The sequence below is a fragment of the Bacteroides congonensis genome, from assembly GCF_900130125.1.
Lineage (GTDB): Bacteria > Bacteroidota > Bacteroidia > Bacteroidales > Bacteroidaceae > Bacteroides > Bacteroides congonensis.
Genome location: NZ_FQXY01000010.1, coordinates 464,331 through 491,064, shown reverse-complemented (window position 1 = coordinate 491,064; position 26,734 = coordinate 464,331). Strand labels below are relative to the sequence as shown.

General features: G+C 43.0%; 21 protein-coding genes and 1 pseudogene. 12 read left to right on the top strand and 10 right to left on the bottom strand.

The window, feature by feature from the left end; all coding sequences use genetic code 11:
* The first annotated feature begins 395 nt into the window (after positions 1-395).
* A complete protein-coding gene (locus tag BQ7997_RS13425; RefSeq protein ID WP_235817292.1) occupies positions 396-1,904 on the top strand; it encodes a BT4734/BF3469 family protein in 1,509 nt (502 codons plus the stop codon).
* Positions 1,905-2,129: 225 nt separating this feature from the next.
* Here BQ7997_RS13425 and BQ7997_RS13420 read toward each other — a convergent pair whose 3' ends face one another.
* From BQ7997_RS13420 to BQ7997_RS13390, 6 genes are all read right to left on the bottom strand, one after another.
* Positions 2,130-2,744, bottom strand: a complete 615-nt coding sequence (locus BQ7997_RS13420) for a hypothetical protein (protein ID WP_073346868.1) — start codon at positions 2,742-2,744, stop codon at positions 2,130-2,132.
* 304 nt (positions 2,745-3,048) lie between these two features.
* Positions 3,049-3,504 (bottom strand): lipocalin-like domain-containing protein, encoded by a 456-nt coding sequence (locus tag BQ7997_RS13415; RefSeq protein WP_073346867.1) that lies wholly within the window; start codon positions 3,502-3,504, stop codon positions 3,049-3,051.
* A 72-nt stretch (positions 3,505-3,576) separates the two neighbouring features.
* Positions 3,577-3,897 (bottom strand): hypothetical protein, encoded by a 321-nt coding sequence (locus BQ7997_RS13410; RefSeq protein WP_073346866.1) that lies wholly within the window; start codon positions 3,895-3,897, stop codon positions 3,577-3,579.
* Positions 3,898-4,650: 753 nt separating this feature from the next.
* On the bottom strand, positions 4,651-5,238 hold the full coding sequence (locus BQ7997_RS13400) for a tyrosine-type recombinase/integrase (RefSeq protein ID WP_073346864.1): 588 nt from the start codon (positions 5,236-5,238) through the stop codon (positions 4,651-4,653).
* 150 nt (positions 5,239-5,388) lie between these two features.
* Positions 5,389-5,835, bottom strand: a complete 447-nt coding sequence (locus BQ7997_RS13395; RefSeq protein WP_073346863.1) for a JAB domain-containing protein — start codon at positions 5,833-5,835, stop codon at positions 5,389-5,391.
* An 85-nt stretch (positions 5,836-5,920) separates the two neighbouring features.
* Positions 5,921-6,940 carry a DUF3871 family protein gene (locus BQ7997_RS13390; RefSeq protein WP_073346862.1) on the bottom strand — a complete coding sequence of 340 codons (1,020 nt, stop codon included), beginning with the start codon at positions 6,938-6,940 and terminating at the stop codon, positions 5,921-5,923.
* 303 nt (positions 6,941-7,243) lie between these two features.
* Here BQ7997_RS13390 and BQ7997_RS26115 point away from each other — a divergent pair, with 303 nt between their 5' ends.
* Positions 7,244-7,564, top strand: a complete 321-nt coding sequence (locus tag BQ7997_RS26115) for a polymer-forming cytoskeletal protein (RefSeq protein ID WP_083589285.1) — start codon at positions 7,244-7,246, stop codon at positions 7,562-7,564.
* A 96-nt stretch (positions 7,565-7,660) separates the two neighbouring features.
* On the opposite strand, the gene BQ7997_RS13380 is transcribed toward BQ7997_RS26115, so the two are convergent.
* Both BQ7997_RS13380 and BQ7997_RS13375 read right to left on the bottom strand, forming a co-directional pair.
* A complete protein-coding gene (locus tag BQ7997_RS13380; protein WP_073346861.1) occupies positions 7,661-9,505 on the bottom strand; it encodes a hypothetical protein in 1,845 nt (614 codons plus the stop codon).
* Between the two features lie 148 nt (positions 9,506-9,653).
* Positions 9,654-11,345, bottom strand: coding sequence for a recombinase family protein (locus tag BQ7997_RS13375; protein ID WP_073346860.1), 1,692 nt, complete (start codon positions 11,343-11,345; stop codon positions 9,654-9,656).
* A 61-nt stretch (positions 11,346-11,406) separates the two neighbouring features.
* On the opposite strand from BQ7997_RS13375, the pseudogene BQ7997_RS13370 reads away from it, so the two are divergent.
* The 5 genes and pseudogenes from BQ7997_RS13370 to BQ7997_RS13350 all read left to right on the top strand — a co-directional run.
* Positions 11,407-12,027 (top strand): annotated as a pseudogene (locus tag BQ7997_RS13370) (DUF3874 domain-containing protein); the annotation flags it as partial.
* Between the two features lie 74 nt (positions 12,028-12,101).
* Positions 12,102-13,937, top strand: a complete 1,836-nt coding sequence (locus BQ7997_RS13365; protein WP_073346859.1) for an ABC transporter ATP-binding protein — start codon at positions 12,102-12,104, stop codon at positions 13,935-13,937.
* Between the two features lie 18 nt (positions 13,938-13,955).
* The gene (locus BQ7997_RS13360) at positions 13,956-15,941 is read left to right on the top strand and encodes an LTA synthase family protein (protein WP_083589236.1); all 1,986 of its coding nucleotides are present in this window, start codon (positions 13,956-13,958) and stop codon (positions 15,939-15,941) included.
* Positions 15,942-15,951: 10 nt separating this feature from the next.
* Positions 15,952-16,332: a GtrA family protein gene (locus tag BQ7997_RS13355; RefSeq protein ID WP_073346857.1), complete on the top strand. Its 381-nt coding sequence runs from the start codon at positions 15,952-15,954 to the stop codon at positions 16,330-16,332.
* Entirely contained in the window at positions 16,329-17,279 is a 951-nt protein-coding gene (locus BQ7997_RS13350; protein ID WP_022136722.1) for a glycosyltransferase family 2 protein, read from the top strand. The genes BQ7997_RS13355 and BQ7997_RS13350 overlap by 4 nt, the downstream gene beginning before the upstream one ends.
* Positions 17,280-17,338: 59 nt before the next feature.
* Here the strand turns inward: BQ7997_RS13350 and BQ7997_RS13345 are convergent, their stop codons facing one another.
* Both BQ7997_RS13345 and BQ7997_RS13340 read right to left on the bottom strand, forming a co-directional pair.
* Positions 17,339-19,039, bottom strand: coding sequence for an ArnT family glycosyltransferase (locus tag BQ7997_RS13345; protein ID WP_073346856.1), 1,701 nt, complete (start codon positions 19,037-19,039; stop codon positions 17,339-17,341).
* A gap of 81 nt (positions 19,040-19,120) precedes the next feature.
* Positions 19,121-19,756 carry a ribonuclease H1 domain-containing protein gene (locus BQ7997_RS13340; protein WP_073346855.1) on the bottom strand — a complete coding sequence of 212 codons (636 nt, stop codon included), beginning with the start codon at positions 19,754-19,756 and terminating at the stop codon, positions 19,121-19,123.
* Positions 19,757-19,897: 141 nt separating this feature from the next.
* Between BQ7997_RS13340 and BQ7997_RS13335 the strand changes: the two genes are divergently transcribed.
* From BQ7997_RS13335 to BQ7997_RS13315, 5 genes are all read left to right on the top strand, one after another.
* Complete coding sequence (locus tag BQ7997_RS13335) at positions 19,898-20,500, top strand: nitroreductase family protein (protein ID WP_073346854.1); 603 nt, start codon at positions 19,898-19,900, stop codon at positions 20,498-20,500.
* Between the two features lie 40 nt (positions 20,501-20,540).
* Positions 20,541-21,068: a shikimate kinase gene (locus BQ7997_RS13330; RefSeq protein WP_073346853.1), complete on the top strand. Its 528-nt coding sequence runs from the start codon at positions 20,541-20,543 to the stop codon at positions 21,066-21,068.
* A gap of 231 nt (positions 21,069-21,299) precedes the next feature.
* Positions 21,300-23,801, top strand: coding sequence for a tetratricopeptide repeat protein (locus tag BQ7997_RS13325; RefSeq protein WP_073346852.1), 2,502 nt, complete (start codon positions 21,300-21,302; stop codon positions 23,799-23,801).
* Positions 23,802-23,810: 9 nt separating this feature from the next.
* Positions 23,811-25,577, top strand: coding sequence for an HSP90 family protein (locus BQ7997_RS13320; protein WP_073346851.1), 1,767 nt, complete (start codon positions 23,811-23,813; stop codon positions 25,575-25,577).
* A gap of 16 nt (positions 25,578-25,593) precedes the next feature.
* Positions 25,594-26,664 (top strand): hypothetical protein, encoded by a 1,071-nt coding sequence (locus BQ7997_RS13315; RefSeq protein ID WP_073346850.1) that lies wholly within the window; start codon positions 25,594-25,596, stop codon positions 26,662-26,664.
* Positions 26,665-26,734: the final 70 nt, after the last annotated feature.

The window sequence follows — 26,734 nt, the reverse complement described above, 5'->3', positions numbered from 1 at the left end:
ATCAGGTGGAAAACAAGTAAATGCTTAATTGTTTTCATGTAAATGATAGCTCGGCTTTATATAAAATAAGGTTGGCCGGCGAATGAGAAAAGGAAGATGGTCGACTATGAGAAATGCATTGAAATACAATGAGAAATAGGCGGATATTGGGGAGTGAAGCAGAAAAAAGTATGAGAAATGCCATTCCGGAAAAGTATTTCTCATAGTCTATCTGTTTGATTGACTATGCTTTATCCGAAATCAATGAGAATATGAGAAATGAAAACAAAAAAACTTTTCTAGTAGCGAAGATGGAATAAGTGCTTTTGGAATTTGTTTGTATGGAATAATTACAGTATATTTGTGTCGTAATAATCGCCCTACACAAAAACATGCAGGACAAACTAAAATAAGTAATGAGAATAACACAAATTAGAGACGACGGCAAAGTAAACACTCTGCGGACGTTAAAAATCGAACAGCTCGTAGAGCAGATGAAAGTGGAAACTAAAGCGCAACTCGTCTCCGCAATGAGGGAAGTCCTGCCTTATATACTTCCGGGTGACAAGAATGACTATGTACAGAAAGTGCCGAAGCTGCTTCCTGCAGCCGCCTTTGTCCGCAAGAACGGGATAATGACAATGGATGAGTACAACGGGATCGTGATGCTTCAGGTGAATAATCTGTCCGGACGTATGGAAGCGGATGAAGTGAAAGAACGCGTGAAGGAGCTGCCGCAGACTTATCTTGCTTTTAATGGCTCTTCCGATAAAACGGTAAAGATATGGGTGCGCTTCACCTATTCCAACGACCAGTTGCCGGTTGACCGCGAACAAGCGGAGCTTTTCCATGCGCATGCTTACCGGCTTGCCGTGAAGTTTTACCAACCTCAGCTTCCTTTCGACATCGAACTGAAAGAACCTTCACTGGAACAATATTGCCGTTTGACCTATGATCCGGATTTGTATTTCAATCCTGAAGCAATGCCTATTTATATGAAACAGCCGATGGCTATGCCGACAGAAATGACTTATCGCGAACAGGTGCAGACGGAGGCTTCACCCTTGCAACGGCTTGCGCCGGGATATGAGAGCCATCATGCGCTTTCCGTGCTTTTTGAGGCTGCTTTTGCGCGTGCGTTGGATGAACAGGATGAGTATTTTCCGGGAAATGATATACATTCTTTGCTGGTTTGCCTGGCCGGGCATTGTTTTCGTGCCGGTATTCCCGAAGAGGACACGGTGCGGTGGACGCGTGCCCATTATCGCTTGCCGGAAGATGATTTCCAGATTCGCGGGACGGTGCAGAATGTGTATCGCACCTGCAAGGGATTTGCGGGTAAGAGCAGCTTGTTGCCGGAGCAGTTGTTCGTGATGCAGATGGATGAGTTTATGAGACGGCGTTATGAGTTCCGTTTCAACCAGTTGACTTCGCAGGTGGAATGCCGGCAGCGGAACAGTTTCGATTTCTATTTTCGTCCGGTAGACAAGCGGTTGATGTCAAGCATTACCATGAACGCGCAGTATGAGGGGATTAAACTGTGGGACAAGGATGTGGTGCGTTATCTGAATTCTGACCGTGTACCGGTTTATCAGCCTGTTGAGGAGTTTCTTTATGAGCTTCCCCGTTGGAACGGTAAGGATTATATCGGTGACCTGGCCAGGCGGGTTCCCTGCGACAATCCCCATTGGGAGCAGTTATTCCGCCGTTGGTTCCTTGGTATGGTGGCGCATTGGCGCGGGCTGGGAAAAAATCATGCGAACAGCACTTCCCCTATATTGGTCGGTCCGCAGGCTTACAGGAAATCGACGTTCTGCCGCCTGATTCTTCCGCCATGCTTGCAGGCATATTATACGGATAGCATCGACTTCAGCCGGAAGCGGGATGCGGAGCTGTATCTGAACCGTTTCCTGCTGATTAATTAAACTAAAAACATTCTTGATTAAAATAATCAGCTGTAAATCAAATAGATATAAGGCTATTATTGATTGTTAAATATGATTTGCAGGGTTGGGAGCATTATAGACTACTTAGGTTTTACTCGGTACTTCTCCCGATTGGGTAAGAACAAATAATGTGTCTCGGACGTGTACATTATGTAACTTGCGTTACTTTGATTTAGAGTTATCTCTAAATTCTTCTGACTTTAATCATTCTACGATGATAGCTTCTTCGACATTATCAGGCAAGAGATTATATCCTGCATCCTCTGTCGTTTCAACTACGTAGTTTGCGGGAAGCTCTATATTCATAGCTTCCTCTTGCTTACGTTCATATTCATCCCGTAAGGTTTCTAAAGTATCTTCGTCAGGTATTGTTATAATCTTCGGAGTTAATGGGAGTGTTACCTTTCCACTTATGCCCGACATAAAGCCAATATAACTACACCTGTAAAAGAATGCGTTAATTGATAGGTTAGAGTAAGTCTCCTTATAAATGAATGCAGCTATAGCAGTATTGACATCATGAATGATGAAATATGATTTAGCCAATTCATTTAGCGAGGTAACTTTCTCAAAGTCCAGCTTAAACATAGTGTCCTCCATTCTATTTACGGTAACTTTTACAAACTCAACCTTAGTTAAGTTTTCAATATTATCGTATATAGCATTAAACGCCTTTGTATAGGTAACTCTACAAAATAAGAGTCCCTTTACTAAACGTTTAACAATCTCTTCATTAGAGATTTGGGACACCTGATTTGAAGATATTAGGAAAGAATTAGTTCTATCGAACATCTTCTTAGATTGGTTGTTATTCATCATAATTTATTCATATTAAAAGTTTTTAATAAAAAGAATTATGATATGCGCCTATCAACAGACCACGATTCCACCTCTTAACAATTCTCATAACTCGTATAAGTGCTGTTATATGGACTTGTAACGTTTAAAGATGCTCTTATGCACAATCAAGCGTTTGCTGCTAATGGTCTTGCAGTAATTAATGTACACTAAACCAAAGAACACATTATTTGTACTGCAAAGGTAGTAAAGATTGGCTTATAATGAAATAAAAGCAGCATAAGAGTTTCCTCAAATGCTGCTCTGCCTTAAATTAGTTTGTTAATTAGTCAATCTTCCTATAAGTGGTTGTAGTGATGTCGTCCAATTCTTCGCTACCATCATCCATTGTGTCCCAATCCTCAAAGGCAAGTACCAGCTTAGTAGCTGTAAGCTCATTGATAGTAAGGACATCCGAATAACCGTCATCGTAAGAGATAGTCAGCTTATTGCCTTTCAAAGACCAGCGACTTGTTTCTGTATATCCACCGTCCGCATAGCCTTCTGTGCAAGTACCGTCAGCTTTGAACTCCCTTAAGCCATTGGTGTAGGCTTCATCAGAGGTAACCACTTCCTTGCCATTCTCCACTTTGTGAATCTTCTCCCAAGTGGACTGCCATTTACCTATAAGGTTGGCTTGTTCAATGATTGTTTGTTCATCTTCATCATCGCTACATGCTGTAAAGTTTACAGCAAACATGACCATTAATAAGGTCGTTCCAATTAATCTTAAAGTTTTCATTGTTGTTAAATTGATTATTATTTACGATTATAAACTACTATGTCCGTTGTCATTTAGATATGCTGATAAGGTTTATTCATAAACTTTTTCATCAATCTTGTTGCCCGACTTGTCATATTCTACTTTCTTGTAATAGCGTCCATTCTCATCCTTATATTTGGTAGAAGCAGGCTGTCCATTCTCATGGTAGATTGTTCTTGATGTGACTTTGCCGTCCTTATATTCCCTTGTTGTACCGTTCTTAAATTTAACTGTACCTGTAAAGGCTTCATCGCTGCCTTTCTCATATCTGTAACCATTGACGGTTTCAGTGTCCTCGCTATTGACGGTTTTGTTAGAATTACCACAACTGGTAAATGCAATGATAAGTAAAAAGATAAACAAGTATTTCATAATGATAATGATATTATGCCCACCTGTTCCCTATGGATAAGCTGTTACAATAAAAAAGGTGTGGGAACTGTATCTGCCTTATCCTGTTTCTTGGGCTTCTCGCATTGCCTTTTGGTACGGATAAAGCAACAGCCACCCACACCAAAAGGTATATAGTTCACCTATAAGATGAGTATATATCGAATGTGTGGGTGCTATTGCTATCATCTTCGTACCGTTTTTAAATTTTGCGAGAATCTAAGAAACAGAAGATAATTTCAATAACACCTTTCGTTAAATATGTCCTTCCAACTCCCTAACGCATTAGTTCATTGGAATTGGTGCAAAGATAATGAAAGGTTCTAAATTAATAAGCATGAAGTGTGGATTAATAGTAATTATTGTGTTACTAAACAGGGTATTAATGGAGTATTTAAGCAGAATTGCATCTGAACTCTCCAAATCCATGTGGGTATCAAATTCACTTCTCCCCATATAAGGACTAAATTCTGAATATTCTTACCTACCTTGAATTACTGTCTTTAAGTCAGCATATTGTTGGATATTCAAGAAGTGCTACCTGTGGCTTAACTAATAAGAGTTGAGATAGTTCTAAAGTCTGTAAACTTATGGAATTGACTTACTTCTATAAGGCTGAAATGCCAAACTACCAAGATTGGACTTTAAATGTATCTAAGCTCAATATTCTATGGATTTGGGACAAAACCATTCAGACCACTATAAAGATGAATCTTAATAATCCTGTCCCAATCATCAGAAGCTCAAACAGTCATAAGTCTGCAAGATTTCTTCCTGCCTTAATCCCAAGTATCTTTTAGTAATGGCAACAGAACTATGGTTGAACAGTTCCATCAACTTTACTAATGCCAACTCTGCGTTATCACTGTTCATGTTATAGACCTGTCTGCCAAAAGTCTTTCTAAGTGAATGGCAGCTAAAGTTCTTAATCTTTAATCTGTATTTCTTCTTCATCTCTTTAAGAATGATATTGATTCTCTGAACTGTGAAGATAGTACCTTTCTGACTTATAAGAATTGGCGCATTGATTCCAACAGGATTTATATGCTCGTAGCACTCTTTAATGTGCTGTTGTAATTGTGGGTTCAGTCTGATAGTTCTTATCTTGCCTGTCTTCTTCTCAATTACTGTAAACTCGTCAGCATCTAATATCTGCTTCCATCTTAGAGATAGAATATCAGATATTCTTAATCCTGTGAAGCATCCTAAAGCTATAAGGAGTGAGATTTTATAATTCTCGTCTTTGGCTAACTTCCTTATGAGGTTCATTGCATCAGACCAAATAAGATAGTCTGCTGTTGTGCTTGAATATTTGAGTGACATAATGTTCTGTTTTATAATGAAACGAATAGAAGTGAATATTAATTCTGAGTTGGATTTACTAACTCATTGATTATTAAAGGAACATTCACTAATAGTAAAAGTGAATATGATAAGGACACCCAACTTAAAAATTGAGTGCCCTCTACCTTATTATAATTCTCCCTCATCAGCAAAGCTGTAATATCCTGCATCTGTTAATATGAGGTGGTCTAAAACTGTAATCCTCATAAGTTGGGCTGCTTCCCTAACTTGCTTAGTAATTTCCATATCCTGCCTACTTGGTTTCAGATTTCCGCTTGGGTGGTTATGTGCAAGAATGATGACTACTGAATTGGTAAGCAATGCAGCTTGTAGAATTACTCTTACATCAACGGTTGTGTCTGTTATTCCTCCCTCTGATATAAGAGTGTAGCCTAAAACTTGGTTGGATTGGTTTAGGAACAAGACTTTGAAATATTCCTTGTAACAGATAGTTCCTTCCTTATAGGTAGGAAGCAAGTATTTATAAGCATCTTCTGAACAAGTTACTTGATGCAGCTTCTTGAATTTGGGTTTGTAGGACAGTTCCACTTCACCCACAGTATAATCTATATCCATAATGTACGATATTTAATAAGTTGGTAGAAATAAAGAAAGGACACCAAGTTAATGATGCCCTTTCCTCTCTCAATCAACAATCCACTCAGCCCAAGAACCAAGCGTATTCACTATCTCCTAATTTGGCACGTTGAATGCCTTGTACAAACTCTGTGCAATTAAGATTCCTTTCCAAGAAGTTATCAATGTAACTTGACTTTACAGAACCATTGAGTAGGTTTAAGAGCTGCCAGCCTGTAATGCTGTCCCCTGTACTCTTAAAGTTCACATCAGAAACGAATGCTCTGCAAGTTGCATTAATTTGACTGTCTCCCAACAATAGACGAGGTAAGCGTTTCTGTTGGTTGGGTGTAAGAGCTTGATATAATCTCATTCTGCCTATTATCTGACAAAATTCGCTTGTTGAGATTGACATCTGTCCAAGTGTTCTTAACAAATGCAGGTCTTTGGATGGGTTGTAAGCGTGGAACAGATTCAATGCTGCTGCATATAGTTCTTGTACGCTTAGGACTTCTATCTTATCCTGCAAGCCGTCAGTAGTAAGCATAAGATTACTGCAAACTCTATTTCTAAAGCCTATGAAGATTTTAAATCTCTCAACAGATTTCTTACTGTAAAGGTTAATCTCGTTATATGCTCTCACTCCACCAATAGATAAAGCTAAACGATTACCGTATTCATCGTGTACAATAGATGGAATTTCAAAGCAGAAGCACATTCTCTGATAGAACAGAGTCTTCTCTTCATCAGTCAGTTCAGATGCTTTCTTGCCTAATGCACTTGGTATTCTGCCATTGATAGGGTGTGAGATTCTAATCTCTGGCATATCAAACTGTTCTCCATGAAAGTAATCCTTAGCTGCATCCACTACTGCACCTATAAAGGATTGGTGACTAATGGTTTCTTCCATTGATGCAAAACTTGGAATGATGCAGTCTTGTTGTAAGTGCTGCAAGGTTACTTCCTGCGTATTGGCTTCAATGAAATGGTTTACTCTCTTGGGGGCTGCAACTTCTTCTACAATGATTGCTTCTTCTGCAAACTCACCCATGTTTAATGATTCTCTACGCTGTGTCATAGCTGGCATAATTACTAAATCTCTCATAATTAAATTGAATTAAATGATTATTGATTGAATGGATTTAATAGGAACAAACCTAAAACACAAGTGAATTTCTTCGCTTGCATCTTAGGCTGTCCTATGTCTTTCCCTAAAGATTCTTTCAAAGGAAATGAGGAGCATTAGTAAATTATTGGTTAGCTATGGCAATAGTGCATCGTGCCTGCTCTTGGATTAATAAGAATGCTTATTCCTGCCAACTATCAGACTGCATTTCTAAAGCATTCTTTTTATTTTAGAGCCATGAGGGGGGAATTTAAAGGGGTGTAGTAACGTTCATAGGTTTTAATTCAGCTATCGGGTTCAGTTCAGCTATCGGGTTCAGTTCAGCTATCGGGTTCAGTTCAGCTATCGGGTTCAGTTCAGCTATCGGGTTCAGTTCAGCTATCGGGTTCAGTTCAGCTATCGGGTTCAGTTCAGCTATCGGGTTCAGTTCAGCTATCGGGTTCAGTTCAGCTATCGGGTTCAGTTCAGCTATCGGGTTCAGTTCAGCTATCGGGTTCAGTTCAGCTATCGGGTTCAGTTCAGCTATCGGGTTCAGTTCAGCTATCGGGTTCAGTTCAGCTATCGGGTTCAACCTTCGCTTCGCTCGGTCTCACAAATTTATAACTGAGAATGCTCTCTATCTCAAATTCTTATGAATTGGGACAAAACTATTCAGACCATAATAAAGGTTGATTTTAATAGCTCTGTCCCAATATCGGACTATTCAAGTGAATATCTCTTTTCAAGTGGAATGTACCCTTTAAGACGAGTGTTGGGTATGGTTATTCTGTCAGAAAGTTTGAAATATTTACCCAAGTAGGTAGCCTTAGCTTGTAAAGGTTTACCGTTATCATCTACAAGCTCATATTTGTCATATATGGTCTGTAAGGTGGTTACTATCTCACCCTCCGAATATGGTCTGCCTATTATAAATGTGTTATGGATTTCATCTATCGGCATGAAGTAAATCTCCTCCTTATGTGCGGATTTAAGCTGCCGTTTCATGGTGGCTAAATCATAGTCGATTTCTATAATCTTATCCATGCCGAACTTCTCATAGTACTTGCACAGTTCGGGAGCTTCATGTCTTAAAGACCTCAATTCTTCCTGTTGTTCTTCCGTAAGAAATTTCAAGACCAGTCCTTCGGGTTTTAAATCCTGTAACCGTTCCAATATCTGTAACTTTCTCTCTCTTGACAATGGCTTAGCTTTTACCGTTTTAGGTTTCTCTTTATAATGCTCATAATGGTACGACACATTAAAATGTCCTGTCTCATTGTAAGCATTGTTTAAGAATTGTAAGTCTTGGTAGAGCGATTCAACTTTGGACTTCTGAATGTCGCATTCTACCAAGAACGGATTTACCTTGCCCTTGTAATCATTATTTCTAAACAAGACCTTATAAATTGGGATGCGCTCCTGTATCTCGGTCAGAAGCTGCCTTTCCCTGCCTGTAAGAGTTTCCTTTAAGTCTGCAAGCATATTATAGACCTTCCTCTGCGCTTCCATATCCTCAATGATTTCTTCACGAGATTTAGGCTTTAAACCCTCCTTCCAATTCGTTATATGTGTAATGTTGCCAATTCCTGAACGAAACCTGCCTGTTATTTGGACGGAATGGGTGAAAGGGTCAATCATGGTCTGTTGCTTGTTCAAACAGTCTGTAACCATTATTATATCGGGCTTATCAGGAGTATCTAAATCTACTGCTGAATAGAACCTGCTCGTAAAGAAGCTGTACTGTTCCAATATTTCACCTGACACGAAGCTGTCAGAAGCCTTGTAACCGTCCTCATGGAGTTTGTTAATGGCGTTCTCTTGATTGGAGCAATAGATTTTACTATGATTCCTGATGTCTGCTTTCTCTATCAAGGTCTTTGCATATTCAGGTGAGTTTAGGAATATGGCTTTCTTGTTATCGTTCAGGGATATTTGCTTTAAGAACTCCAACTGTACGTTATTCGTGCCTATTAAGGATAGATTCTTCTTGTAGTCGTAAGTAGGTACAATCTTGATATGACTGAACGAATGTTTGGTAAACCCTTTTAATTTGGGTGATAATGGAGTAGCTGAAATCAATGCCTTGTTGTCAAAGCTAAAGAAGTCGAAGAATGGCTGAACTATGGCAGGTCGAAAGTTTGCTTCTTGTACAACTTTCTCGCACTCATCTATGAGCAGGAAGAAGTCTTTAAAGAGGTTTACACCTGCATATTCAGCAGCCTGTTTGACTTTGGAATAGCTTTCAGGGGTTACTATAATCTTCTTGTAACGTATGGACTTGTCAAGCAGATATTTCTTAACATCGTAATCCGTAACTCCTTCACGCACTCCCAATAAGTTAGGATATTTGACTTGCTTGCTGTCAATTACGGGAACATTGGGTTCAATGATTATGGAGTTACGTTTGGCATATCTTTCATCCAATTCACAAGTTGTAGCTCCTTTGGCTGTTAAAGTCTTATCAATAATGGCATTACTCGGCAGACCGTCAGGGTAAAGGTCTGACATATATTGATTCTCCCGAATTTCAACGGGTTTTAACTCCAAGTTGGTATTCTCTATCATAATCTGAATTTAAAGTTTAATCGTTTGAATTATGGGACAAAAGTAATAATAATTATCCTTATTATGGTCTGAATGATTCTGTCCCATTTTAGTAAAATTTGGTCTAAAGGCAGGCATATTGTTCAAGTTCCCTTAACGGCTGCTGCAATCATTCCCTGTATCGGACTTCAAAGCCATTCCTGCTGCAAATCTCTTTCATTTCTTCTAATGTATAGTAAGCATCCACTTCATCACTGTCTGTCAGTAATGTGTTATTGGGAGTATAGAAGTTCCGTATGTCAGGGTGGTACTGTGCCAATGTGTCTTTAATGAAGTAGGCGCACTTCTGTTGAGCCTTTCGTGGCTCGTAGAATATGTTGAACATTCCTTCAATGGTATCAACCTTCAGGAAACAGTAAACCTTGTCTATGTATAATGGGTAAATGCCTTTCACGTATTCACGAAGGACTTTCATCTGCTTTTCAAGGTCGGCTTCCACCTCTTTAAAATATTGCTCCGTAAAGTCCGTACTGTTGAACCGCTTGATGTTGAAATCTGACAGTCTTATTCTGTCTGTCAGTCTATCCATTTGAGCCTTTATGGATGAAAGCTCTTTCTCAATCTTGGACTTCCGTTCCTTGTAACGGTTCTTGTCTATGTCATTATCCAAATATAAGTCCTCCAACCTTGTAAGTTTGTTCTCCTGCTCCTTATAAGATATTTTAAGTGCTTCCTGTTCCTCAATGGCTTTACTCTTGTTATCATTCTCTCCTGCAATGGCTTCAAGACGTTGCTCGGCATTCATCTTACCGACATAGAACAACTGTTCCTTTACGAAGTTCCATATGATAGGGTTTACAATCCTTTCATTCAGATAGACTTGGCTCTTACAGCCTGTCAGACTGTTCTTGTCGCTTGTGCATTTGAAGTGTACGGTATCTCTCTTATTGGAGTGCAACCTTGTGTAGAATGCTCCGCATATGGAACACTTGATAAGTTTCTGTAATAGGTACTTGGTAGCTCTCGGATAAGGGGTGGTGGTTCTGTTGTTAGCCAGCTTCTTCTGCACCTTGTTATAGGTTTCCTCGTCTATAATGGCAGGAATGTCAAAGTAGAATGTATCGGTAACTTTGTCTATCTCGTCATAGATATTGGCTTCCGCTCTGCCTGTGTAAGCTCTGTTGTTTAGTATGAACTTAGTGTTGCCAATGCTCTTTAGCTTCTTTATATCAGGGTACTTGCCGTAGATATATCTCGTTGTGGTAATCAACGCCTGTCCTTCTTCAAGGTACTTGTCGAACATCTCTTTCACGATTGGAGCATATTCATTCTTGACTAAATAGCCGTTCTTCTGTCTTGTATATCCGAATGGTGGAAAACCTGCAAACCATTGACCTAAACCTGCTGAATCTCGTTTACCTGATGCCATTCTGAAACGGATTGACGCAAGTTCTTCCTCCGCCTGTTCAAATGCTTTGCGTAGCTCCTTCTCAAATTCTAAATTGACTTCTCCTGTCTCTACATCAATAGTCCATTTCCTTTTATCTCTAAAGTAGATTGGAATGCTGTAATCCCGATTAAACTTATCAACTAAAGTTACTCCATATAGGAAGTTCCTCGTTAGTCGGGAGACCTCCGATATAAGAACGACATCTATTTCATCATTCTCACAGGCATTAATCAATTCATCCACAGATTTACGGTTGCCCTTACGAATATCATCTTTACCCGTCACGTGTTCACCGAAGACTTTGGCGACTTTCAATTTAAACCTGTTGGCGACTTTCTCAAGTTCCAACTTCTGACGGTTATAATCCTGTATATTGGTGCTACATCTTAGCAATAATGCTGCTCGTTTCATCTTCTTAGTGCTTGAATTTCAGCACAAATATAGCACTTTAAATTTAATCATAAAAGTTATTAGTTTAATTAATATGGATGAGTTTGACCAGATCGGCATCAATCAGCAGTCTTTTGTTAAACATATCCTGCAAAAGCCGGTCGTTAACACACGTCGTCCGAATGCTTCGGCAGTAGAGGAACTTCGCCGCTACGCCTCTTTCATCGGGACAAGTAACCATAAAGATTTGCTGACGGATACTTCCGGCAGCCGCCGGTACATTGGCGTTGAGGTTACGGGAGTGATTGATGTGGTCCGCCCCATTGACTACGAACAGCTTTATGCGCAGGCGATGGCGGCGCTGTACCACAATGAACGGTATTGGTTTGATGAAAAGGAAGAAGCCATCCTGACGGAAGCCAATCAGGAGTTTGAGCAGTCGCCCGCCATAGAGCAGTTGTTCCTTGTGTATTACCGGGTTGCGGAAGATGAAGAGGAAGGAGAATGGATGCTTGCTGCGGATCTGTTGCAGCGGATACAAAAGGCGAGTAAGATGAAATTCTCTCCGGGGCAGGTTAATTACTTTGGGCGTATCCTGCAAAGGTTGGGCGTGAAGTCACACAGGAAGACGCACGGGATGTATTATCATGTGGTGGCTGTATCTCAGGCAAAGGCAGAGGTACTTTCCGATAAATCGCGTTAATAATTAGGTGAAACTGCTGTCAGTTAATCAGTTTTATTGTATCTTTGCGGTCTTAACTCATTTTATCATCAATAATGAAGGAATTTCTACAACTGATGCGACGTTTTGTGTCGCCTTATAAGAAGTATATCGGCTGGGCTGTTTTGCTGAATATTTTATCTGCCGTATTCAATGTATTTTCATTTACTTTTCTGATTCCTATTCTGAGTATTCTGTTTAAGACGGAAGGGGTTGATAAAGTATACCATTTCATGGAATGGGGTAGTGGCGATTTTGCGGATGTTGCCAAAAATAATTTTTACTATTACATATCTCAGATGATAGTGGATAATGGGCCTACTATGGCTCTTATTTTTCTGGGATTGTTCCTGATGGTAATGACATTGTTCAAAACCGGTTGTTATTTCGCTTCTTCGGCTGTGATGATTCCGTTGCGTACGGGAGTTGTACGTGATATCCGTATCATGGTGTATGCCAAGGTGATGCGTCTGCCGATGTCTTTCTTTTCGGAAGAGAGAAAGGGAGATATTATAGCTCGTATGAGTGGTGACGTGGGTGAGGTGGAAAATTCCATTACCAGTTCATTGGATATGCTGATGAAGAGCCCGATTATGATTATCCTGTATTTCGCGACGTTGGTTGTGACCAGTTGGCAGTTGACGCTCTTTACTATTGTTGTACTGCCGGGAATGGGCTGGCTGATGGGTGTAGTAGGGCGAAAACTGAAACGCCAGTCTTTGGAAGCTCAAAGCAAATGGAGCGATACGATGTCGCAACTCGAAGAGACACTGGGCGGCTTGCGCATTATCAAAGCTTTTATTGCGGAAGATAAGATGATTAACCGTTTTACCAAATGTAGCAACGAGCTTCGGGATGCGACAAACAGGGTTGCCATACGTCAGGCGATGGCGCATCCTATGAGTGAATTTTTAGGGACAATCCTGATTGTGGCCGTGTTATGGTTTGGCGGTACGCTGATTTTAGGACAGAATGCAACGATAGATGCTCCGACATTCATCTTCTATATGGTGATACTTTATAGCGTAATCAATCCGTTGAAGGATTTTGCGAAAGCAGGATATAATATCCCGAAGGGACTGGCTTCTATGGAACGTGTGGACAAGCTTATCAAAGCGGAGAATAATATTAAGGAAATTCCAAATCCGAAACCGTTGAAGGGGCTGAATGACAAAATTGAATTTAAGGATATTTCTTTTAGTTACGATGGTAAGCGTGAAGTGCTGAAACATGTAAATCTGACGGTTCCCAAAGGACAGACGATTGCGTTGGTGGGACAGTCGGGTTCCGGTAAGTCGACCTTGGTGGATTTGTTGCCGCGCTACCATGATGTACAGGAAGGCGACATTACTATCGACGGGACAAGTATCCGCGATGTGCGTATTGCCGATTTGCGTACTCTGATTGGTAACGTAAATCAGGAAGCTATTCTGTTTAATGATACTTTCTTCAATAACATTGCTTTCGGCGTGGAAAATGCCACGATGGAGCAAGTGATAGAAGCTGCGAAGATTGCCAATGCGCATGATTTCATTATGGAGAAGCCGGAAGGATACAATATGAACATCGGTGACCGTGGCGGCAAGTTGTCCGGTGGTCAGCGCCAGCGTATCAGTATCGCCCGTGCTATCCTGAAGAATCCGCCGATTCTGATTCTCGATGAGGCCACTTCTGCTTTGGATACCGAGTCAGAACGTCTGGTGCAGGAAGCGTTGGAACGTTTGATGAAGACGCGTACGACGATTGCTATCGCCCACCGTCTTTCTACCATCAAGAATGCGGATGAAATCTGCGTGTTGTATGAAGGAGAAATTGTAGAGCGCGGCAAGCATGAAGAACTGATCGAACTGAACGGCTACTACAAACGCTTGCATGATATGCAGCAGTTGTAATGCGGAATATAAAACCTGATGAAAAGATTCTCTATAAAACGATTTGGCTATTACCTTTTGTATGTATTGTCAATACATGTAGTAGCTTTGTTTTTCTTCTTTGCATTCCGGTTTACGCTGTTCTGCTCGATTGATTATCAGTTTCCGGCAGATATAGAGGGCGACTTTGCTTTAAAAGCGGTCGCCTTTGTGCGTGGATTATGGTTTGATAATGTGATAGCCTGCTACATTCTGTTGCTTCCTCTGGTAGTGATGTGGATAGCGGCTTTGTTCAATTATACGACAAAGTGGTTGTTCCGGTCGGTGGCTGTCTATTTCATTTTGTTTTATTCTGTTTCTTTTATTATAGCTGCGGCTAATATTCCATACTTTGAATATTTCTTTAAGACTATCAATTCTTCCATTTATAACTGGTTTGGGTACGGCGGAACGACTGCCGGCATGGTGTTTGGTGAGTCTTCCTATTATTTTCCTATCTTTCTCGGGCTGTTGTCTATCATTTTATTTGGTTGGGGAGCGCTTTACCTGTCCGCCTATTTCTACCGCCGGAGCATGGCTACTGCACCCCGGATTTCATGGAAAAGCCGGTTGGCAATAGTACCGTTGGGGGCAGTCTGTGTGGGGCTTTGCCTGTTTGGTATTCGTGGGCGTACGGGGTATAACCCGATTAAAGTAAGTCAGGCGTATTATTGTGAGGACCCGTTTCTGAACCAGCTTGGCGTGAATCCGGTGTTCAACTTGCTTACGAGTACATTGGACGATAACCGGAAAGAGAACCGGACGCTGCATCTGATGCCTGAGCAGGAAGCCTTGAAACAAGTACAGGATTATCTGCAGAGAAAGGGAGTGGAGAGTATTTCTCCGATTGCCCGGAAAGTGGAGCGTGAAGGACTCCCCGACCGGAAGAATGTGGTTTTGGTATTTATGGAATCTATGTCTGCCAACCTGATGGGCAGTTTCGGTTCCGACAAGAGACTGACTCCTTATCTGGATAGCTTGTATCAGCAGTCATTGAGTTTCAATCATTTTTATTCGTCCGGTATCCATACGAACCATGGCATTTATTCCACTCTTTTCTCCTTTCCCGCAATCATGAAGCGGAATGCGATGAAAGGTTCGGTGATTCCTGTCTACTCCGGATTGCCTACCGTGTTGAAGGAGAATGGATATTGCAATCTGTTCTTCATGACACATGAGTCCCAATATGATAATATGAACGCATTTCTCCGTACCAACGGGTTTGATGAAATCTATGCACAGGAGAATTATCCGGCAGAGAAAGTCGTAAACAGCTTTGGCGTGCAGGATGATTTTATGTATCAGTATGCGCTTCCGATATTGAATGAGAAGGCAAAGGCGGGTGAACCGTTTTTCACTGTATTGTTGTCTATCAGCAACCATCCGCCTTATGTCATTCCGCCATTCTTCCATCCCCATAGTGAAAAACCGGAAGAGCAGATTGTAGAATATGCCGACTGGTCTATCCGGCAGTTTATGGATGCGGCGGAGAAACAGCCGTGGTTTGACAACACGATTTTCGTATTTCTTGGTGACCACGGAAAAATGGTAGGTACACCGGAATGTGAGATGCCTCAATCCTATAACCATATCCCGTTGATGATTTATGGAAAAGATATTCGCCCGGCTGTGTACGATGGGTTCGGGGGACAAATAGATGTGGCACCCACCTTGTTGGGAATGCTTAATATGAGTTATTTGCAGAACAATTTTGGTGTAAATCTTCTCGAAGAAGAGCGCCCATGTATGTTCTTCACGGCGGACAATCTTGTAGGAGCCAGGGATTCGGTCCGCTTGTTCATTTATTCTCCGGACAATCAGCAGGAATTCAAGTATAAACTGGATAATGGCAAATTGCACGCTGCTGCCGGTGACGAAGATTTCGGGTTGCTGAAAGACTATTGCTTTTCCATGTTGCAGTGTACGGAATTTATGGTGAAAGAACACAAGACCATTGACAGGCCTGCTGATAAGGCGGTAGAATAGGCGTTACTATATGGGAACAAAACTGGTGGTCAGAGAGTTTATACGTTTTGGCGTGGTTGGCGTGATAGCCACGGCGCTGCATTACGGGATTTATTATTTCCTGAAGTCGGTTGCCAATGTGAATATAGCCTATGCGGCCGGATATATAATCAGCTTTATCGTGAATTTTTATCTGACCTCGTACTTTACTTTCGGAACGGCTCCCTCATGGAAGAAATTGTTGGGTATGGGTGGTGCGCATCTGATAAATTTTCTGTTGCATATGACCTTACTGAATATTTTCTTATATATGGGCTTTTCCAAGACATGGGCTCCTGTTCCGGTATTTGCGATAGTGATTCCCGTGAATTTCCTGTTGGTGCGGTTTGTATTTAAACATAAAAAGCTATGAATGGCGTGAGACTTGTGATTGTAGTTCCTTGTTATAACGAGGAAGAGGTATTGAAAGAGACGACTCGTCAACTGTCTGATGTCCTTGCCCGAATGGAGAAGGAAGAGAAGATAGCTGAAGGAAAGATATTGTATGTAGACGACGGGAGTAGGGACCTTACCTGGTCACTGATAGAGCAATTGTCCGAATCGAACAGATACGTGGCCGGTCTGAAGCTGGCACACAACGTTGGTCATCAACAGGCTCTCTGGGCGGGACTGGAGCTGGTGGCGGGCAGTGATTATGACGCTGCCGTATCTATTGATGCCGATTTGCAGGACGATGTGAATGCCATTACAGAGATGGTGGATTATTTTTTGCAGGGTGTCGATGTTGTATTCGGTGTGAGACGGGAACGCAAGACAGATACTTTCTTCAAGAAACATACTGCGCAACTTTTTTATAAGCTGATGAGCACGATGGGCGGGGAAATCGTTTATAACCATGCGGATTTCCGCCTGATGAGCAAACGTTCCTTGAAAGCATTGGTTTCTTTTCCGGAACGCAACCTTTTCCTTCGGGGGATGGTGTGCCTGTTGGGGTATACCACTGCGTCTGTTTACTATGATCGTAAAGAGCGTTTTGCCGGTGAGTCTAAATATCCATTCACGAAGATGCTGAACTTTGCGCTAGACGGTATCACTTCTTTCTCTGTCAAACCGTTGCGGCTGATTACAACTTCGGGGCTTATCTTTATGCTGGTTTCTTTCTTTGCTATCATCTACGCTTTGGTAGAGTTTATCGGCGGGGATGTTATCAGGGGGTGGACTTCGTTGTTGATTTCCGTGTGGTTTATCGGCGGAGCCATCCTGACGGCTGTTGGTATTATCGGTGAGTATATCGGCAAAATATATAAGGAAGTAAAACGCCGTCCGCGTTATCTGATAGAAAAAGAAGTAAACCTGTAAGGGTTTACTTCTTTCCGATAGTATCACGGTTCTGATATTCTTATTTTTCCGGTCTGCTTTTATTCTTTCTCTTTGAAGCGGTACAGGTAGATTATGTCGCGGATATCACATCCTCTTTTCGGACTTTGGTATACTTCTTCGAAAGAGTATCGTGACTCATATTTGGGCTTGAAGCTCTCGAAATCATGCCGGCCTACCAACAGGTATCCCTCTGACGGCATCTCCTTTTCAAACAAGCCTATCCGGTCGTTGTGATAGAAGTTGACAGTGTAGAAACGCAGCATATCTACGGCTACATAAGAGTATATCTTACTGCCGGAAGCTATTTTCTGAATTTCTGTTGCCATTCCTTTGTCTGACTTGGTGTTCAGTATGGCAGGTTGGTAAGCACCGTCTAAAGACATGAAGATCGAGAATGTTACGAAAAGCGTGGCATATACCAGTTTCATGTCCGGTGCTTTCTTCCTGATTGCACGGAAAAAGTAGATGGCGCCGAGCAAAGGAAGACATATCACTAGGATATGGGCGGCATTGAGGGATATATTCTTCAGAGCATTTAAGAAAGCGATGTTTTCAGCGGCATGTCTGCCGTGGAAGATTGTATCGGGTATTAATCCCAGTTGGATGGTAATGAATGTGGCCAGGAGAAGAATGCCGGCGACAGACAGGAATCCGCCATATACTTTGATGGCTTTTGAATGCCTTCCAGCCAAATACATGATATATTCTGCCAAAAAATAGGCTATAAACGGATAGATGGGCAATAGATAGACGCTGCGTTTGCTCTTCGGGATGCAGTAGAATACGAAGATAAGCACGATGCTTAATAAGGAGAAAAGGCGTGTGTTGTCCATTTCACGAATATAGGTCGTGAATTTGTTCCACCATTCACGAGGTTTGGCAGTCACTTTGGTATAAGTCAGTGTAAAGAGAGAAAGCAGAACTAATAACGTATAGGGTGCATAGCCCGATACAACGGTGATGATGTTATAGTAAGCCGGGTTCTCGTGAGATTCATAACTCATTTTTCCCATGAAACGCCCGAAGTTCTCTTCCATGACCAGTGAGATGAAATTGTCTCCACCCTGCTGATAGGCGGCAATATACCAGATGGCGGGCAGGATGCATGAGGTGATGGCAACCAATGCCATAGAGAAGAAGGCTTTGAAGAAACGGGTACCTCGCAGAAGCAAGTAGACTCCGGTCACCAGACAGGGAAGAAGGATTCCAACCGGGCCTTTGGTAAGTGTGGCGCAGCCCATCAATAGCGTAGCCACCCATGGAAAACCTCTTCGGTCTTTTTCGCACCATCGGTAAAGCTGGTATAATGCAAGGACTATGAAAGCAGTCAGTACCATGTCTACACGGCAGTTCATTCCGGCACGATGTACCTCGAAGTTGCTGAGAGTAATGAGTCCCATGAGCAGGGCGATACCGGCTCCCCTGCGTTTGGCATAGAATAAGAATCCACCCAAGACCATGGCTATCAGGGCCAGGGCGGAGGGCATACGGGAAGTATATTCGGTCACTTTGCCTGTAATAGAAGAAATGGCGGCAATACACCAATGAAAGAATGGCGGCTTGTAGGCGATATCTCCACCGTTGTTGACGGGCAGAATCCAGTTGCCGGTTTCGATCATTGAGTATGAAACGATGGCTTCACGAGGCTCTCCTTTTGTGTGGAAATCGGTCAGCCCTAAAAAGGGGAGAAGGGTGATGACACAAACAATGGCCAGAAGGATAAATTGCTTATTTTTCATATGTTTATAATATGTGTTAGATATAGAAACTTTCAGTGCTCAAAGATAGGAATATATTTGAGTGAATTTGGTCTGATATTCTTATTTTCTGCCGAAATCAGCCGGAATCTCTCCCCACTCTTTCGTTTCCCATTTCAGGATACGGGTGGTGTAGGTGTTTTCTCTCAGCCATTTTTCCGCCCGTTCTATCACGAGGAAGAGTTCTTCTGTCTCTGCGGTGCGGGGAAGTTTGGTCTTGCACTTCTTTTGGCGTACCCAACTGATGGCGTTGACGCTGTCACTGTAGATAGGCATATCGAATCCTTTTTGTTTCAGCAGGGCCAGTCCGTGCACGATGGCCAGGAATTCGCCGATATTGTTTGTCCCTTTCATCGGGCCGAAGTGGAAAATTTGTTGTCGGCTGGCAACGTGCACGCCGCGATATTCCATCGGGCCGGGATTGCCGCTGCAAGCGGCGTCGACCGCGAGGCTGTTGTCAATCACGCAGGCCGGCAATGTGTCCGAAGCGGTTTTGGGAGTGTTTGATTTGGCTTTTGCGTTTTTGCCTATATAGGCGTAGGGAGATGTGCTGAGTGCCCGTTCGGCTTCCTCACGGGTATCGAATGATTTGTATTTGGCGGCTTCGTATCCTTTGATTTGAAGCTGGCAATCCGTCCAGGAAGTGTAAATCCCGGGCGTGACGCCTTCCCATACTACGTAGAACTTCTGTTTAGCCATTTTTTTTGACGGTGAATTAAATAAGGTCAATGAATTGACGGTGCGAAGGTACAAATATATTCTCTAACTGAACAAGTTAGGGGAGCTACTTGTTATAAAAAAAAGAGAGTTTAAGAATATAAAATAAAGAAAGGAACTATTATGGAGAAATCTTTTAGCGAGGCTTTGAAACAACGTCGGACTTACTATTCAATTACTAATCAGTCGCCTATACCGGATCAGGAGATAGAGTGCATCATCAATATGACAGTGCGCCACGTGCCGTCTGCATTCAATTCGCAGTCTACACGCGTAGTACTGTTGTTGGGAGAATCTCACAAGAAATTGTGGCAGATTGTGAAGGATGCATTGAAGAAAATCGTGCCGGCCGAGGCTTTCGCGAAGACAGAAGAGAAAATAGATAATTCATTTGCCTGCGGGTATGGAACCGTATTGTTCTTTGAAGACCAGAATGTGGTCAAAGGACTTCAGGAAGCTTTCCCGTCTTATCAGGCGAATTTTCCGGGATGGTCATTGCAGACTTCGGCGATGCATCAGCTTGCTATTTGGGTAATGCTTGAGGATGTAGGCTTCGGAGCGTCGCTGCAACATTATAATCCGTTGATTGACGAGGCTGTGCGCCGTGAATGGAATTTGCCGGAACATTGGCATCTGATTGCGGAAATGCCGTTCGGGCTTCCTATCGGCAAACCGGGAGAAAAAGAATTCCAACCGTTGGAAGAACGGGTGAAAGTTTTCAAATAATGAATTAAATGACTAATTTTGTGAGCAAAATTAGTCATTTATGGTTCGTATCTTCCTTACCGGCTATATGGGTGCCGGAAAAACGACATTGGGCAAGGCTTTTGCCCGTCAGATGAATATATCGTTCATTGATTTGGACTGGTATATTGAAGAGCGTTTTCACAAAACTGTAGGAGAATTATTCACCGAACGAGGCGAGACAGGATTCAGGGAACTGGAGAGGAGTATGCTCCACGAAGTAGCCGAGTTTGAGAATGTGGTAATTTCTACGGGAGGTGGAGCGCCTTGTTTTTTTGATAATATGGAGTTTATGAACCGGGTAGGGAAGACGGTTTTCCTCGATGTGCATCCCGATGTGTTGTTCAGGCGCTTGCGTGTGGCCAAACAACAACGCCCCATTCTTCAGGGGAAAGAGGATGACGAACTGAAAGCGTTCATTGTTCAGGCATTGGAAAAACGGGCGTCTTTCTATCATCAGGCGCAATATATCTTCAATGCGGATGAGTTGGAAGACCGTTGGCAGATTGATGCTTCTGTTCAACGTTTGCAACAGCTTTTAGATTTGTAATAGTAGAACTTATTAGTAAGAAATAGGCACGGATTACACGGATTTCACGGCTTTTTGAGATATGGTTGCATAAGGCAACAGTGAAATCCGTGTAATCCGTGCCTAATTTGTATTCCGGACTTTATCTTTTTTGACTCTCTTGTTTGTTCATTCGGCCAATATTTGTACCTTGCCGCTCGTTACGAGATTTTTTGTTTACTATTATTATAAAAACTAAGGTAAGGCAATATCATGAAAACATTAAAAGAGAATTTTGAGAGATTATCTGCTGAGATTAAGACTTCAGGGAAGCCTGCCGCTGCATGGTTCCCGCAATACACGACGACTTCATTACTAAATGCTGAAAACTGGTGGAAAGCATTGGCTGTGTGCGAATATGCTTTGGATACCCGGGAAGACGAGACACTGACGGAAGATTTTTTTGAATTGATATTCAGTGCGTTCGACTGTAATGTCGAGGTCGGTCTCAACGAAGAGGAATATGAGTTCTGGTGGGAGAAGGTGATGCAGGTATGCGACCGCGTGGCTGTGTTCAGCGGTGCGGGATGGGCGCAGAAAGGTGCCCAGTATTCCGAAGCCCGTTACGGTAAGAGGGATATGAGTTATTTGTTCCCTTACTACGAAAAAGCTGCCGATATGGGGTGGGCGGAAGCGGAAGCAACCGTTGCCTATTGGAAATTTATGGGATTTTATTGCGAACAGGATAAGGAGGAAGGCGAACGTCGTTTTGCGGCTCTGTCTTCTCCCGAAGCTCTGCTATGGGGAAAGCATTATCGCGCGTTTGCCGAAGAATTCACAGGCAATAAGGAGAAAGCCTTGCAGATGCGTAAGGAATTGTTGGAAGAGCTGCCCGAAGGACATCGCTTGCGTGCACATACATATGCCGCACTGGGAGATGCGCTCGACCGGGAAGAAGGTGGTGTGGCGGAAGAAGCCGCTTATTATGAGAAATCCTTAGAGATAGTGCCGAATCTATATACTCTTAAGAATCTGGGTACACTTTATTTCCGTTATCCGGAACTGAATAAACCGAAAGAACTGGGCTTTGAACTTTGGGAAAAGGCCTGGCATGCCGGTGTATGGTCTGCTGCTAACTTTCTGGGATACAATTATCAGGAAGAAGAGTGGCTGGACATGCCTAAAGCGATTGAATGGCTGGAGAAAGGAATGCTCTATTGCGAGTTGTACAGTGCGTATGAGTTGGCGTTGATTTACTTATACAATGATGACTATAAGAATGTGGAACGCGGGCTGATGTGTCTTGAACGTTGCGTGGAAGGTGATTATATAGCAGGTATTGAGGGACTGGCAAACGTTTACTTCAACGGTGACTTGGTGGAAGAGGATATGAACCGTGCGAAGGAGTTGCTGGAGAAGGCGATTGAACTGGGTTCGGGAAATGCGGCCTATCGCTTGGGATGGATGTATGAGCGTGGTTTATTGTCCGAAGAACCGGATTATGCCAAAGCGATGGAATATTATGAGAAAGCGGCTTCGATGGATAATGTCGACGGATATTGCCGGGCGGCGCTTTATCTGGCTAATGGGTATAGCGGTGTGAAGGATGCCGTGAAATCAAGAGAATATTATGAAAAGGCGGCTGAAATGGGCTCCTGCTTCGCCATGATAGAATTGTCGTTCTTGTACGAGAACGGTGACGGAGTGGAGAAGAGTTATGAAAAGGCTTACGAACTTTGTACGAAGGCTGCCGGTGAGGGTTATCCTTATGCGATGTTCCGTGTAGGGCTTTATTTGGAAAAAGGTGTTCTTGGCGAGGCACGGCCGGAAGAAGCTTTGGGTTGGTATGCAAAAGCTGCTGAAGCGGAGGATACGGATGCGCTTTTCGCGTTGGGACGTTGCTATAAGCATGGTATCGGTACGGAAGAAGACTTCGATAAGGCGCTTGAGTGCTTCTCCAAAGGAGCGGAAAAGAATGAATCCCGTTGTCTGACAGAGTTGGGACTGGCTTATGAAAATGCTACCGGAGTGGAAGAAAATCCGCAGAAGGCCGTGGAATATATGACCCAAGCCGCGGAACAGGACTATGGATATGCCCAGTTCAAAATGGGTGACTATTATTTCTTTGGTTACGGTTCGTGCATGGAAGATAATAAGAAGGCGGTAGAATGGTATGAGAAGGCAGTTGCCAACGAGATTCCGATGGCTATGGTACGTATGGGTGAGTATTATCTGTATGACTACGACAGGCTGAATGAATCGGAAAAGGCTTTCTCTTATTTCAAAAAGGCGGCTGATGAATATGAATGGTACAGCGAAGGGCTGGGTATCTGCTACGAGATGGGTATCGGAGTGGAAGATAACGAGACGGAAGCCTTTAAATATTATACACTGGCTGCGGATAGCGGAAATGTGACAAGTATGTATCGGGTCGGACTTTGCTATTACAACGGAGTGGGTGTGAAGGAGAATTACGCCGAAGCTTATCGTTGGTTTACGGATGCGGCCGGTAACGAAAACATCGGTGCTACTTATTATCTCGGCAAGATGCTGATGTATGGCGAAGGCTGTACGCCCGACCCGGAAACGGCTGTGCAATGGCTGATGAAAGCGGCGGAAAAAAATAACGATAAAGCACAATTTGAGCTTGGAAACGCCTATCTGATGGGAAATGGCGTGGATGAAAATGATGAAACAGCCATGGAGTGGTTTGAGAAAGCGGCTGAAAATGGTAATGAAAAAGCGCTGAAAATCACCGGAAGAAGGAGAAAATAGAAGAGAAAAATGGAGAAAGAAGGGAATAATTTGTTCCAGGTCAACCTGAAAGGGATGATTGCCCTGTTGTCGGAACATATTTATAGTAATCCGAATACTTTTGTCCGGGAGTTGTTGCAGAATTGTGTGGATGCTATCACGGCGCTACGCAATATTGACGAGAATTATGCAGGCCGTATTGATGTCTTTCTGAATGATGACAAAACGGTGATATTCCGCGACAATGGAGTCGGGCTGAAAGAGGAAGAAGTACATCGTTTTCTTACTATTATCGGAGAAAGTTCGAAACGGGATACGCCCGATTCGGATGATTTTATAGGCAGGTTCGGTATCGGACTGCTGTCTTGTTTCGTGGTGACCAATGAGATTCTGGTGGAGAGTCGTTCGGCAATGGGCGGGCAGGCTGTCCGCTGGTGTGGAAAGGTGGACGGCACATACGAACTGACTTTGTCTGATGAGGAACAGCCTATCGGTTCACAAGTGGTGCTGCATCCCAAGAGCGATTGGATGCATCTTTTTGAATATGAGATGTTCAAAAAGATACTGGTTAATTATGGCGAGGTACTGCCTTATCCTATTTATCTGCATTATCAGGGTGAAGAGGAGTTGGTGAATACGCCGTCGCCTGTCTGGCTCGACCCGAAAGCGACCCGCAAGGAATTGCTCGACTATGGGGCAAAGACTTTTCAGTCGTCCGCCCTCGATGCTTTCAGGATACGTACCGAAAGCGGCCGGGTGGAAGGCGTGCTTTATATTCTGCCTTTCCGTACGCAGTTTTCCGTGCGCAATTCGCATAAGGTATATCTGAAACGTATGTTGTTGAGTGAGGACGATTGCAATTTGTTGCCGCCGTGGGCTTTCTTTATCCGTTGCCTGGTGAATGCGGACGGGTTGTTGTCTACCGCTTCGCGGGAGTCTTTGGTGAGCAATGATTTGCTGAAGGATGCCCGGAAAGAGATTGGGGTGGCTATCAAGGATTATTTGCGGGGATTGGTGCAGAATAATCGTGAAGTGTTTAATAAGATTCTGGATGTTCATCACTTCCATATTAAGGCGATTGCTTCGGAAGATAATGAATTGCTCCGTTTGTTTATGGATTATCTTCCTTTCGAGACGAATAAAGGATTCCGTACTTTCGGGAGTATCCGTTCGGCGGGCAATGTGATATGCTATACCCGTAATCTGGAAGACTTCCGGCAGGTGCGGCGTATCGCCGGGGCACAGGGATGGCTGGTGGTGAATGCTGCTTATACCTTTGATGAAACGTTGCTGAAAAAGTATGTCCGCCTGAATTCGGAACTGACGCTGGATGAGATATCTCCTTCACGGCTGTTGGAGCAGTTTGCCGAGGTGGAAACCAATAAGGAGTTTCAGGATTTTGAGACGAAAGCGAATGAGTTGCTGAAACGTTTCGGATGTGTTTGTCGTCTGAAGCATTTCACACCGGCGGATATTCCGGTGATATTCGTGGCGGAGGAGAAGGAAAATACGGTGAAAAGTGCCAATAATCCGCTGGCGGCTGTGCTGGGCTCGGTGAATACTGCCAGGCAGATTCCCCCTACATTGACGTTCAATGCGGATAATGAGATGGTGCGGACGCTGTTGCAGATACAAGGCGACAATAAGATGTTCAGGCACGTGGTGCATATACTGTATGTGCAGTCGCTCCTTCAGGGAAAATATCCGGTGAACAGCGAGGAAATGGAACTCTTTAACCATTCGCTTAGCGAATTGATGACTGCGAAAATGAATGATTTTATTAACTTCCTGAATTAATTGAAAGAAAAAGAATATGAGATACACACTTGAGATACAAAAACTGCTGTTGCAGACTCAAAATGAGAGCTTGCGCCCCCGTGAGAAAGCAAACTTGCTGAAAGAAGCGATACGCATTGCGGATGATAATGAGGATGTGGAATGGGCTACGGAGATGCGCCTTGACCTTATTTATGAACTGAATCTTCTTTCGGCGGATGCTGAAGAGATTGCAGTGTTTTCCAAAATCCTGGATGATTATGAGAATCACAAGGATGTTATTAAGGAAGATGATTTGTTGTGGAAATACAAGTGGATATGGGCTTGTACATTCGACTTGCCGGACATTCCGATGGAACAGGTGAAGGCGGTTGGAGAGGATTACAAGATGCGTATCCTGAGAAATGGATATTCCCTGCGGAGCTATTACCACCGTTGGTCGGTGGAATGTGTCTGGATGCGGCAGTATGACAAGGCGAAAGAGTATATCGACAAGATGCTGGCGGAGAAGATTGACGACCAGTCATGCGAGGCTTGCGAATTGAACTTCATGCTGGATTATTATTTGGAAACAGGTCAGTTTGATGAGGCTTACAGCCGGGCACAACCGTTGATTACCAGACAGGTGACTTGCTACGAAGCGAATCTGCGTGCTTTTCTGAAACTATCTTATTATGCACTGAAAGCCGGTAAGCCGGAAATAGCCGCCGATATGTGTGCCCGTGCCGAAGAAGGACTGGCAGGAAGAGAAAAGGATGAATATTTATTGTCATATATGGGACTGTTTGTTGCCTATAATATGATGACGAAGCCGGAAAGGGGTTGGGAGTATGTCGAGCGTTGCATAGACTGGAGCCTGCGCAGCAACTCGCTGAAGAAATATCGTTTCTCCTGTGATATGGTAGAGACAATGAAACATGCAGACCGTCAGGAAGTCCGGTTATCTTTGCCGGAAGAATTTCCTCTTTATCGTGCGGATGGGGTTTACGCTGTCTCTGAACTGCGTGATTATTTCTATCAGCAGGCTGCGGAACTGGCACAGCGGTATGATGTCCGTAACGGAAATAGCGGATATACAGACCGATTGAAAGAAATTGTGTCCAATTAATTGGCAACATGTAGATTAATCTGTATTTTTGCCGTCCAATTATTTACTAAAAAACACTGAATCACTGAAA

Coding starts and splice junctions, on each gene's coding strand:
- BQ7997_RS13410 (WP_073346866.1), bottom strand. CDS start 3,897: ATGAAATACTTGTTTATCTTTTTACTTATCATTGCATTTACCAGTTGT.
- BQ7997_RS13395 (WP_073346863.1), bottom strand. CDS start 5,835: ATGGATATAGATTATACTGTGGGTGAAGTGGAACTGTCCTACAAACCC.
- BQ7997_RS13415 (WP_073346867.1), bottom strand. CDS start 3,504: ATGAAAACTTTAAGATTAATTGGAACGACCTTATTAATGGTCATGTTT.
- BQ7997_RS13315 (WP_073346850.1), top strand. CDS start 25,594: ATGAGATACACACTTGAGATACAAAAACTGCTGTTGCAGACTCAAAAT.
- BQ7997_RS13375 (WP_073346860.1), bottom strand. CDS start 11,345: ATGAAACGAGCAGCATTATTGCTAAGATGTAGCACCAATATACAGGAT.
- BQ7997_RS13335 (WP_073346854.1), top strand. CDS start 19,898: ATGGAGAAATCTTTTAGCGAGGCTTTGAAACAACGTCGGACTTACTAT.
- BQ7997_RS13365 (WP_073346859.1), top strand. CDS start 12,102: ATGAAGGAATTTCTACAACTGATGCGACGTTTTGTGTCGCCTTATAAG.
- BQ7997_RS13320 (WP_073346851.1), top strand. CDS start 23,811: ATGGAGAAAGAAGGGAATAATTTGTTCCAGGTCAACCTGAAAGGGATG.
- BQ7997_RS13325 (WP_073346852.1), top strand. CDS start 21,300: ATGAAAACATTAAAAGAGAATTTTGAGAGATTATCTGCTGAGATTAAG.
- BQ7997_RS13360 (WP_083589236.1), top strand. CDS start 13,956: ATGAAAAGATTCTCTATAAAACGATTTGGCTATTACCTTTTGTATGTA.
- BQ7997_RS13330 (WP_073346853.1), top strand. CDS start 20,541: ATGGTTCGTATCTTCCTTACCGGCTATATGGGTGCCGGAAAAACGACA.
- BQ7997_RS13390 (WP_073346862.1), bottom strand. CDS start 6,940: ATGAGAGATTTAGTAATTATGCCAGCTATGACACAGCGTAGAGAATCA.
- BQ7997_RS13420 (WP_073346868.1), bottom strand. CDS start 2,744: ATGATGAATAACAACCAATCTAAGAAGATGTTCGATAGAACTAATTCT.
- BQ7997_RS13340 (WP_073346855.1), bottom strand. CDS start 19,756: ATGGCTAAACAGAAGTTCTACGTAGTATGGGAAGGCGTCACGCCCGGG.
- BQ7997_RS13400 (WP_073346864.1), bottom strand. CDS start 5,238: ATGTCACTCAAATATTCAAGCACAACAGCAGACTATCTTATTTGGTCT.
- BQ7997_RS13380 (WP_073346861.1), bottom strand. CDS start 9,505: ATGATAGAGAATACCAACTTGGAGTTAAAACCCGTTGAAATTCGGGAG.
- BQ7997_RS13350 (WP_022136722.1), top strand. CDS start 16,329: ATGAATGGCGTGAGACTTGTGATTGTAGTTCCTTGTTATAACGAGGAA.
- BQ7997_RS13425 (WP_235817292.1), top strand. CDS start 396: ATGAGAATAACACAAATTAGAGACGACGGCAAAGTAAACACTCTGCGG.
- BQ7997_RS13355 (WP_073346857.1), top strand. CDS start 15,952: ATGGGAACAAAACTGGTGGTCAGAGAGTTTATACGTTTTGGCGTGGTT.
- BQ7997_RS13345 (WP_073346856.1), bottom strand. CDS start 19,039: ATGAAAAATAAGCAATTTATCCTTCTGGCCATTGTTTGTGTCATCACC.